The 10033-nt window shown below is 69.3% G+C and carries 8 protein-coding genes and 2 pseudogenes; 7 read left to right on the forward strand and 3 right to left on the reverse strand.

What is annotated here, in order from left to right; all coding sequences use genetic code 11:
• Positions 1-83: 83 nt before the first annotated feature.
• Positions 84-635 (forward strand): annotated as a pseudogene (locus WDZ17_RS16765) (transposase); the annotation flags it as partial.
• A gap of 380 nt (positions 636-1015) precedes the next feature.
• Here WDZ17_RS16765 and WDZ17_RS16770 read toward each other — a convergent pair.
• Both WDZ17_RS16770 and WDZ17_RS16775 read right to left on the reverse strand, forming a co-directional pair.
• Positions 1016-1879, reverse strand: coding sequence for a hypothetical protein (locus WDZ17_RS16770; RefSeq protein ID WP_339576320.1), 864 nt, complete (start codon positions 1877-1879; stop codon positions 1016-1018).
• A gap of 1763 nt (positions 1880-3642) precedes the next feature.
• The gene (locus WDZ17_RS16775) at positions 3643-5634 is read right to left on the reverse strand and encodes a type IV secretory system conjugative DNA transfer family protein (protein ID WP_339576321.1); all 1992 of its coding nucleotides are present in this window, start codon (positions 5632-5634) and stop codon (positions 3643-3645) included.
• Positions 5635-5799: 165 nt separating this feature from the next.
• Here WDZ17_RS16775 and WDZ17_RS17560 point away from each other — a divergent pair, with 165 nt between their 5' ends.
• Positions 5800-6237 carry a DDE-type integrase/transposase/recombinase gene (locus tag WDZ17_RS17560; protein ID WP_422632024.1) on the forward strand — a complete coding sequence of 146 codons (438 nt, stop codon included), beginning with the start codon at positions 5800-5802 and terminating at the stop codon, positions 6235-6237.
• Positions 6238-6464: 227 nt separating this feature from the next.
• On the opposite strand, the gene WDZ17_RS16780 is transcribed toward WDZ17_RS17560, so the two are convergent.
• Positions 6465-6743 (reverse strand): hypothetical protein, encoded by a 279-nt coding sequence (locus WDZ17_RS16780; protein WP_339576322.1) that lies wholly within the window; start codon positions 6741-6743, stop codon positions 6465-6467.
• Positions 6744-7495: 752 nt separating this feature from the next.
• Here WDZ17_RS16780 and WDZ17_RS16785 point away from each other — a divergent pair.
• From WDZ17_RS16785 to WDZ17_RS16805, 5 genes and pseudogenes are all read left to right on the forward strand, one after another.
• Positions 7496-7777, forward strand: a complete 282-nt coding sequence (locus tag WDZ17_RS16785; protein ID WP_339576323.1) for a hypothetical protein — start codon at positions 7496-7498, stop codon at positions 7775-7777.
• Between the two features lie 131 nt (positions 7778-7908).
• Positions 7909-8487, forward strand: a complete 579-nt coding sequence (locus tag WDZ17_RS16790; RefSeq protein ID WP_422632025.1) for a nucleotidyltransferase family protein — start codon at positions 7909-7911, stop codon at positions 8485-8487.
• An 86-nt stretch (positions 8488-8573) separates the two neighbouring features.
• Positions 8574-9128 (forward strand): TetR family transcriptional regulator C-terminal domain-containing protein, encoded by a 555-nt coding sequence (locus tag WDZ17_RS16795; RefSeq protein WP_339576325.1) that lies wholly within the window; start codon positions 8574-8576, stop codon positions 9126-9128.
• On the forward strand, positions 9125-9709 hold the full coding sequence (locus WDZ17_RS16800; protein ID WP_339576326.1) for a dihydrofolate reductase family protein: 585 nt from the start codon (positions 9125-9127) through the stop codon (positions 9707-9709). Before WDZ17_RS16795 ends, WDZ17_RS16800 begins: the two co-directional genes overlap by 4 nt.
• Positions 9710-9845: 136 nt before the next feature.
• A pseudogene (locus WDZ17_RS16805) lies at positions 9846-10033 on the forward strand (hypothetical protein); the annotation flags it as partial.

The raw sequence follows: 10033 nt of genomic DNA on the forward strand, positions 1-10033 counted from the left end.
GGCACGGCACACAGCCTTCCAGCGGCACCCGCAGGCACCACACGTCAGGTGTCACCTACTCATGCAGCAGTCCCTTCCTACACTGGCCCCACACCACGGTCCAGACCTGCGTGGTGCACCTGATCCGGGCCGCGACCCGCTACGTCTCCTACGGCGACCGCAAGGCCTTCTGCGCGGGCCTGCGGACGGTCTACACCGCCCCGGACGCCGACAGCGCCGAGGCCGCCCTGCTGGAGCTGGCCGACTCCACGCTCGGGCGCCGCTACCCGGCCGCGGTCGCGGTCTGGCAGCGGGCCTGGGAGCGCTTCACCCCGTTCCTGGCGTTCCCGCCGGCCCTACGCCGGGTGATCTACACCACGAACTCGATCGAGTCGTTGAACTACCAGCTCCGGAAGATCATCAAGAACCGGGGCCACTTCCCGTCCGACGATGCCGTGATCAAGCTGCTGTGGCTGGCGATCCGCGACATCGAGGACAAGCGGGCCCGGGCCCGCGAGAAGGACCGCGGCAAGCCCGCCAACCAGCGCAACGGCCCCGGCCGGCTCGTCGAGGGCGCCTAGATCCAGGGCTGGCGCGCCGCCCTGAACCAGCTCGAGCTGCTCTACCCCGACCGCCTCAGCGGCCGGGTCAACTAACCACCCACCGACCCCTTACACAGAAAACTTGACAGGCTCGCCGCTGGCCTAACCACCCGAGCCCCAAAAGGACCCCGCGGCCGCCAAGACCGCCCTCGCCGCCGCCATTGCCAGCTACGTCGAGAAGTACGACCTCGTCCTCATCGACTGCCCCCCGGCCAAGAAGCCCTCGCCGCCGCCCGCTGGCACTCATCCCTGTCAAGCCGACGCATACTCCCACAAGGGCCTGCCTGACGTCGCCCGCCGCCTCGAGGCCGTCGTCGACATCAACCCCGACCTGCTCGGCGTCGTCCTCTTCGGCGTCCGCTGGGAGGCCTCATGCCGCATTCGAGCACCTCCGCCTACTTCAGGCGACGTGGTCAACGAGGGAGCATTCCCCTTCATGAGCATGTCGCCGAGGTGTTCCACTGATCACGGAGGTCAGCACCGCCCCAGTCCGCGAAGGTAAGGCTGCCGTCGTTGCCAAGGACGAGGGCGGAAGCAGGGGAACCATCCCCCAGTGAAGACCCGACGGCAGCCCGCATCCGGGGATCAGGGTCCATGGGATTCGCGTACATGACTAGGTTGCCATCAGCCTGCATCGCCAGGGCCACGTCCGAGCACATCGAGCGATCCGACTCCCACAGCGCCATGGCGCCATCCGACAGCAGGATCGAACCATCACTCGTGAGATCTAGACGGTAACGACCGTCAGGGGACTGCAGGAAATCTACAACGGTCAAACGCTCACCCACCTCGAGACGATCCAACTGTCTCGGCGGTCGACCCTTAGAGACCGACACCTCGCTCTGGCTCTCCCACCACGAGTACTCATCCGCAATAGACCGAAGCACCACGTTGCCGCTGTCAGTCACGGACAACTCATCCGCAGAGGTGTCATCGGTGTTCGTCGCCCAGAAGGCAGAGGTGTCGGTTCCTGCGAAGATACCGAAATTGCCGTCTCGCCTGAGGACGGCGGGCAGTCCCGCGGCCTGCGGCCCCCCCACGGACCAGACGGTGGAGCCGTCGGTCCCGTCGCACAGCTCCAGCCGACCGTCCGCGAGCATCGACAGCACGAACCTGCCGCTCGGTGAAGCCAGGCCCTCCCCGCCGTCGAGCCCTTCTCCAGAACTCAGGGCGCCCGCCTCAACAACTGTTGACTGACATCGTTCCGTGGGCTCGACGCGAGCCGGGGCAGCAGGTGGCGTCTGCGCGCCGAAGTCAACGACGACCGGCATGGGCCGGTCGTTGAAATGCGTGGCCAAGCCGGCAAGAGCGCCGGCGACCAGCCCAACGGTAAGGCCGCCAGCAACGACCTGCCCCGGACGCCACCAGACGCTGCGCTGACGAGCGCCAGGTGGGGGAGTCGGGACCGGGAGATGTAGAACGGCGGCCGCGACAAGAGCGAAGCCGGTCAGCAGGAGAGCCAGTCCATACAGCAGCGACCGCGGGCCGCTGCTCAAGTACCCCCTGTCGACGAGCAGGGTCCCGGTGACGACAAAAAGCGTCCCGATGACCGCAAGGCGAGCCCGCTGCTGACCAGAGAGAGACTCGGGTCGCCTCTGCTCGCCCCCGTTAGGTAGAGGCGACTCTGGCCCGCCAGACGCTCTCGTCTTCGGATGCATAGGGCTCGCTGCTCCTCATTTCAGCCAGTGGGTGTAATGCACTGTTGTGCCTACGGCAATGTGGGAAGCGCTGGCCGCTGGCCGCGTGGAATGGCAGTGCCGTTAATCTCCTACCGGGGAGTATCTTTATGGGGCTGCCTAGGGAAATGCTGGACCTCAGTCCGCCAGACCTCCGGGTGACGTGCTACTGCATCAGAACCAGCATCGGCTGACACGGCTAGGGCCCCACTCGACGCCAATCAAGCACGCCGGGCAGGTGCACCTACTTCTCGGGCCCCCGGTTCCTATCCCTCGGCCGACCACGCTGATCTACTGCCTCAGCGCGTCTCTGCTCCGCCCGCTCGAGTGCACGATTGCTGTGTTCGATGGCTGACTTTCCTCCAGGCCCAGCCGCCCTCGTTGGTGACTTGTCCTCGGCCAGTATCGCGGCCTCATTCACCCGACCTCGAGCACCCGCCGTGCTCTCCCCCGCTGCTATCGAGGCGCTGGGGTCTTGGTGGTCGTGGGGGCGGTCGGTGTTGTGTGCCTTCGAGGGCCCCTGGCTTACTGGCTTTCCGGTGGGCGGGGTGGCGTCGGTTATGGGCTCGCGGGGGCCGGCGATCGACGGGGCGGGGCCGCGGTCGCTCCGGGCGGGTGCGGGCGGTGAGTCGGGGCCGCGGGCGCCCGGCTGGGCTTCTCGGCGTCGGTGGCGGCCAGGGCGGCGCCGGTGGCGGCCAGGGGAGCGCCGGTCAGCGGCGGGGCGTGCTCTTGCCCCCTCCTTGTCGCTCCTGTCGTCCCCGGGTGTCAGGGCGCCTGCGTCGCGGGCCGCTTGGTGGTCGTGGGGGCGGTCGGTGTTGGGTGCCTTCGCCGGCTCCCGGCTCTCTGGCTTTCCGGTGGACGGGGTGGCGTCGGTAGTGGGTCCGTGGGAGTTGGCGGCCGATGGCCGCTGGTCGAGGTCGGGGGTGTCGGCACCGGGGCGTGCCCCCACCACCGCAACAACCCTGAAGCCTCTGTCGGTCCAGCGCGCGAAGAAGGGAGGGTTTCGTCGCTGCCGGAGCTGCCTGTCCGCTGCAACCCTCTCTTGGTCCTTGCGGTCTTTCTCCCTGCCCCGTCCGTGGATTTCCGCAAACGCGTCTTCGCCCGGATACGGCTTCGGTGACTGCGGCGCCTCGGGCGCCGGTGCCTCGCGGGGCGCCTTCTCGAAATAGAACATGCCGTCTTGTGGTGGCGGGGCTGCAGGTTGCGCTCCAGGCGCGGCAAGGGGGGCCACGGCGGCAGCGATGTTCAACATCTGCCGACTGAGCATCCCATAAGCCCGAAGCGGGCTGTTGAGCCAGTACTGGCGGCTGCCGTACTTCTGTGACCAGGAGAGAAACTCCTGCCACCCGCTCGTACGCAAAGGCCGAGGGCCGCCCGACGTCGGGTCAGTCATCACGCGGGCCGGGGTCCGTCGCCCTGTCGCCGTGGTCTTCGAGCGGAGGTGGGCTCTCGCCTGGTCGCGGCGCCGCCGGGGTCGCGGCTGTCGTGGCCGCGCCAGCGGACGCTCGCGTCGGTGTTCTGGGGGCGAAGTCCCATGTCCACCCGTCTGACTTCTGCCTGCGTGTCCTCGTCGGGCTCGGCAGTGATGTCAGGCTGGGGTCGGGCTGAGGATGTGCTGTCTCTGGTGCGGTGGCTTCCTGCTCTGACCTGGTCGCTTCGGCGTTCGCACGAGCCAGGAACTCGCCGGAGGAGATGACCGTCCACGGTGCATCTCGAAAGTATGGGGTGCACTGGATGAGGCCCCAAGACCCGCTCTGCAACGTCAGGGCGTGCCCGGACGGGATATTGGCCAACGTTGCAGGGGTGAGCTGCCGCTCCCGCTGCACGCTGTGGGTCGTCGACTGCTGGCTGTTCGACCCGACCATCCCGCCTAGCGGCAGCCCGAAGCTGGTGCTCCGGCCATTGCTGTAGTTGTAGACGACGTAAGGGCGGTCCCAGTCCCCCGCCAGAGTCGACAGGGCGTCGAGAGTCTTGACGTCGCCGATCCCCGGGAAGATGACCTTGGTGCCGAAGAGGGTGAGGAAGCCGTCGGCCGCGTCCTTCCAGCGAACGCGCGCCTGGGACAGGTCTTGGAAGCAGGCCATCACCTGCAGACCCTGCCCCCCACTTTCTGACACGATGCTGGGCAGCTTCTTGATCGGTGCGATGTTCGCCACCTCGTCGAGCGCCCACAGCATGGGTGGTCGCGAGTTGTCCCGTGTCTCGACTAGGGCGTTCGCCCGGTAGGTGGCGTGGCGAATCTCTTCCAGAAGCCCTACAACGAGGGGGGCGCACAGGTTCTGCGCGTCCGAAGGGGCGACGATGTACACCGTGTCCTGTGAAGAGGCGAAGGCCGCCGTGTCGAAGTTCTGCTGCTGGCTGACCGACGCCACGGCGTCAGAGCCGTAGGCGTTCAGCACCAGGCGGGCGGTCGAAAAGATCGACGCGCGTTCTCTCCCGTCGGGGGACTCCAGGAGGGCGGCGAGATCCTCGACGGCCGCGTGCTGCTTGTGCTCGTTCAGGATGCCCAGGATCTTGGTCTCATACGCTGAAGGCGTTGCCATCCATCGGCGCACGTCAGAGACCGTGCCCTCATCCAGCCAGGCTGCTCTCAGAAGCGGGGCGATGAAGCTCTTCGCCGACTCCGTCCAGTAAGACGTATTCTCAACGCCAACACCCGCCTGAGAGGCGTCGACCATGGCGTCGGCCATGGCGCGGGCCCCGTCCCAGGTCCTGGCGCTGGTGACCGGGGTCCAGTGCAGCGCCGTCGCGCCTTCGGGCAGGGAGCAGGTCTGCATGGGGTCGAATACCCAGATGCGGCCCAGGCGACCACGAGCCGCTTTGGTGGCCCGTAGGACGTCCAGCTTGGTAGAGGTGACCACGGCGGGACCGGAGGAGGACAAGATTGCAGGTACGATGAGTCCGCTGGTCTTTCCTGAACGCGGTGGGCCGAGGACGAGAACGGCTTGCTCACGCCCAGCAGTGGCCCACTCGCGTCTGTCAGGGGTAAGGCCGATGTAGATGCCTCCGTCCTCGGACGCGGTCAGGCTCATCGCGGCGGTGTGGGGGTCGCTTGCCTGCGCTACCAGGGCGGCAGGCCGACCGGAGAGCCAGCTCTGGTGCTGTTTCGATGCGATCTTCTTCTCCATCTCGTGCCGCTTTTCTTCCCGAGCGGGCTTGGTGGCCAGGGCCACGAAATAGATGGTTGGTCCCAGGAGGTGCACAAGGCTGGCGACCACGCCGATGCCGCTCCGGTACGAGAGGCCGAAGAGAAGGCCGATCAGGCCAAAGAATCCCCAGACGGAGAAGAACGCCAATCCGCAGCCGGACGGACCCCGGTTCTCCCGTGGACGAGGACGTGTCGGTTGACCCGCGGCCGGGCCCCACTGCTCTGCCATGGGCTGTCCCTCCCCAGTTGACATGCTGACGACCAGGGCAGGTGACCAGCTCAGTCCCCGAGCCCGCAGCGTCGCGCACCGTCATCCGTCGATGAGCGCGGAGCGTAGGCGCGCCGGACCGGTGGTGGGAGGTAAACGAAGCATCGCATGAAGATCCCTTCTGACATGCGTGCCCGGGCGCAGCTAGCGGCCCGCCGGCCACCTGTGCAGCGCCCAGGGAGGCGGACGGGCCGTGCCTGGGGCGGGAGCGCAGGGAAGGCCCCCTCGGTGCAGTCGGAGACTGAGTCCCATGCCACGCAGCCGGTGTGTGCGGCGGTCCACCCGAGGGCAGGCACCGCGACCGAGCTTGACCGGCTGTGGGTCGCCGACATCACCTACCTGCGCACCTGGGAGGGCTTCCTGTACTTGGCCGCCGTCGTTGACGCCTTCAGCCGTCGGACCGTCGGCTGGGGATGGCCGACCATCTGCGCACCGAGCTCATCCTCAATGCCGTCGGCATGGCCATCGCCCGCCGCCGCCCGGCCCCGGGCGGCATCCACCACTCCGACCGCCAACCGCGCGGACCTCAGGGCCCTGCTCCGCAAGGCAGACGCGGAGGGCTGAGGCATGGGAGCTGCCGACGGGCGTCCCCGCGGAACGCAGTCCATTAGCGACAAATGGGGCGAATCCTTGGGGACCTCGGGGCTGCTGGCCTCGATGGGCCGGGTCGGGTCCGCCTTCGACGCGGCGAGGGGCGAGGAGGCCACCGCCACCGCGGCGAGGAGGCGAGGACGACGTCGTCGTCGCTTACGTCCCGCGCGTGCGGCGGCGCGTCCAGCCGAGCGTGCTGCTCATCGCAGGTCGTCGAGGTCCTCGGCGCGGTGGTAGCCCGCGCGCTCGAGCGCTGCGGGCCAGCTCGTCGAGTCGGTGGGACCGGCCCTGAACACGAGCATGACCCGCTCCCCGTCCGGGACGAAGACGCGCCGTACGACCTCTGACGTCATCAGCCCGGGGCCCAGTGCGACGAGCTCTCCCGGAGCGGGCAGCGGGAGCACCCAGTCGATGACCTGCCGCTCGTAGGCCCGGGGGCCCTCGTGGTGGTCGAGCAGCACGCGCAACGTGACGAGCATGAGCGGCAGCCTGGCAGGCACTCCCCCGTGGCGGCGCACCCTGACCTTCCACAGTCGTCCCACTCACGATCGCTCAGCGGGGAACGCGTCGCAGGCACCTAGCGCCGGCGACAGCTGCACCAACGCCGGNGAGCGGCAGCCTGGCAGGCACTCCCCCGTGGCGGCGCACCCTGACCTTCCACAGTCGTCCCACTCACGATCGCTCAGCGGGGAACGCGTCGCAGGCACCTAGCGCCGGCGACAGCTGCACCAACGCCGGTGAGTGCCACAGCCACGACCGCCGGCCAGAGGTGCCTCGCCGCCTCTGCCCTCTCCCCCGGGCTGGACTCGAAGACCATCGGCAGAGCCAGGACGGCGGCGAAGCCCAGCAGGAGGACAGTCGCCACCCAGAGCCACATGGCGCCCCACGACCATGGGCTCGACGGACTCCGCGCCTCAGCCATGCCGAGAAGGTAGGACCTCCACCGACCCCTCGTCCGGGTCTCCCGCTGACGTTCGCTGGCCGGACAGCGTCCCGCTGTCGATCGCTGGCCGGAGCTGCGCGCCGTCAGGCCGTGCCTTTCGGCCTGCCGCCCGCCGGTGGGAACCGCCATGGCGCGGCCAGTCGTCCTAGCGCCATGAGCGGTCATGGGCCCTCCTTTGGAGCGGCGACCACGGCGCACCTGGCCGGCTTCTCCGTCCTGGTGGTCATCGCGGCAGCTGTGAGCAGCTGCGGTGCCTCGACGCCGGAGCCACGAGAGGACGGCCTCGCCGTGGCCTACTACGAACCCACGGGCACCGGCGGCGACGGCGCCCTGCTCACCGGTGTCGTCGAAGACCTCGACGGCTGCCTCGTCGTCCAAGGCGACGACATCGACGGCGAAGAGCCGTACGTACCGGTGTTCGCCACCAACGACAGCACCGCGCGCGAGATCAGGCAGGGGACGACCGTCAACCTCGGTGGAGGTGCCCCGAGAGTCTTTGCCGGCGACTGGGCATACCCCGACGCCTGTCCCGCCGCCGGGCCCTACTGGGTCGTTGCTCAACCGGAGTGAGTCGGGGACTGCCCGGCAGTCGATCCTCTACCGACGCGCGCTCCGCGGCCTCGTGACCGCCTGGTGCTGAGGTCTCGTACGGACTCGTCCAGGGTGGCCCGGTGACCGAGCCAAATGACCTAGCCGCCGCGCTGTCCGCGCGCTTCGTCGACATCGTGCTCAGCAACGACATCAACAGGGTCGTCCTCGAACGCGGGCACCTGCTCGGAGTCCCGGACTGGTGGCTGACCGCCGGGGCGCTGTCCCAGACGGTCTGGAACAGCCTGAGCGGCCGACCACCCGGCGAGGGCATCCGCGACTACGACCTCTTCTACTTCGACCCCACCGACACCTCGTTCGAGGCCGAGGACGCCGTCGTCCGCCGCGCCGCCGACCTCTTCGCCGACACCGGCGCCGTCGTCGAGGTCCGCAACGAGGCCCGGGTGCACCTCTGGTACGAGGAGAAGTTCGGCGTCCCCGCCGCCCCCTTCACCAGCACCCGCGACGCCATCGACCACTTCGCCGCCACCACCTGCTGCCACGCCCTCACCCGCGACGAGCACGGCGCCCTGCACGCTTACGCACCTCACGGGTACGACGACCTCTTCGCCCTCCGCCTGCGCCCCAACCCGGTCCTCGCGCCACGCGAGGTCTACGAGACCAAGGCCGACCGGTGGGCCCAGCAGTGGCCCGAGCTGCACATCGAGCCCTGGCCCGACCTCGCGCCCTGACCCGGCGATGGGCTTCCCGGAGTTGTCCGCAGACGATCCTCAACTGGGATGGCCTCTCCGTTCCGCAACACTGATTTACTGACCTCGTGGCGCGACCCAGGATGATGACGGACGAGGAGGTCCTCGAGCGCATCTCCGCTGCGGTGGGCGACTCCCCCTGGACCCTCACCGGCGCCGCGCAGGCCGCCGGCCTGCACCCCTCCACGCTGATCAAGCGCTTCGGCTCCCGCGGGGGCGTCCTGCTCGCGCTCAGCCGGCGCTGGGTCGAGGCCGTGCCGAACGGCCCCGCCGGCGAGGACCCCTACGGCGAACTGATGGCGTGGGCGGCCTCGCTCAGCGTCCGCGGTCTCGGCACCGGCGCGGTCCTGGCGCGGCTGGACATGCTCGCCGAGGACCTGCGCACCCCCGAGCTGCGAGACCTGCTGCACCAGGGCTGGCAGCGCCAGACCGACTACCTCGCCGTCCTCGTCCAGGCGGCGGTCGACCGCGGCGACCTGCGCACGACGACACCCCCGGCCCTGGTCGCGCGCCTGCTCATGGACACCGCCTCCGGGGCGCTGCTGCGCGCCGCCGTGGCACCCGACCCCGCCCAAGCCGACCCCTGCACCGCCGTCCACGACCTGCTGGAGGCCCTCAAGTGACCACCCCCCGCACCTGGAGAGCCTCGGTGTTCATCGCCACGAGCATCGACGGGTACATCGCCCTGCCCGACGGCGACATCGACTGGCTGACCGACCCACCGCACGAGCCGCGGCACGTCCCCTCCCAGCCCGGCGAGCACCCACCACCGGACTACGAACAGTTCACCGCCGGCATCAGCCACCTCGTCATGGGCCGCGGCACCTACGACAAGGTCCTCACCTTCGACTCCTGGCCCTACGAGGCCTTCCGCGTCCTGGTCCTGAGCACCACCCTGCCCGACGGCGACGACCCGCGGATAACCGTCGTGCGCTCCACCACCGACGCCCAGCAGCTCCTGGACGACGACCGCGCGACCGGCGTCTACGTCGACGGCGGCCAGGTCCTAACCGACTTCCTGCGCCACGGCCTCGTCGACGAGCTCACCATCACCCGCGCCCCCGTCATCCTCGGCCAGGGGCTACCGCTCTTCCACGACCTGCCCGAGCAGGTCCGCCTCGTCCACCGCGGAACCGCCAGCCTCGGCGCCGGCATGGTCAGCACCCGCTACGACGTCACCCGAGACGACCAGCACGAACGCTGACCGCCCGCGCGGAAGGACGGTCACCGGACGCTTGACGCCCCTTGCTTGGCTCCCCGCAGACGATCGCCGACTGGGGCGCCCTGCGCGGAGCGGCAACGCACTTGGCGCCTACGGGCGTCGGTGGCACGGTCCAGCGGTGGACACACCGCCCGCCGACGACACCGGCCGAGTCCGGCTGCTGCGCAGCACCTCGCTGACGCCCCTGGTGCCCTACGCCTACGCCGCGACCACCGATCGGCCCGGACACCTGCTCTTCACCGCCGGCGCCTGCCCCTTGGACAGTGGACCGTCCTCGCTTCGGTGGACACGGGGGGCATGCCGCGC

Source organism: Pseudokineococcus basanitobsidens (assembly GCF_037482545.1).
Classification (GTDB): Bacteria; Actinomycetota; Actinomycetes; order Actinomycetales; family Quadrisphaeraceae; genus Pseudokineococcus; species Pseudokineococcus basanitobsidens.

Coding starts and splice junctions, on each gene's coding strand:
- WDZ17_RS16775 (WP_339576321.1), bottom strand. CDS start 5,634: ATGGCAGAGCAGTGGGGCCCGGCCGCGGGTCAACCGACACGTCCTCGT.
- WDZ17_RS17560 (WP_422632024.1), top strand. CDS start 5,800: ATGCGTGCCCGGGCGCAGCTAGCGGCCCGCCGGCCACCTGTGCAGCGC.
- WDZ17_RS16780 (WP_339576322.1), bottom strand. CDS start 6,743: ATGCTCGTCACGTTGCGCGTGCTGCTCGACCACCACGAGGGCCCCCGG.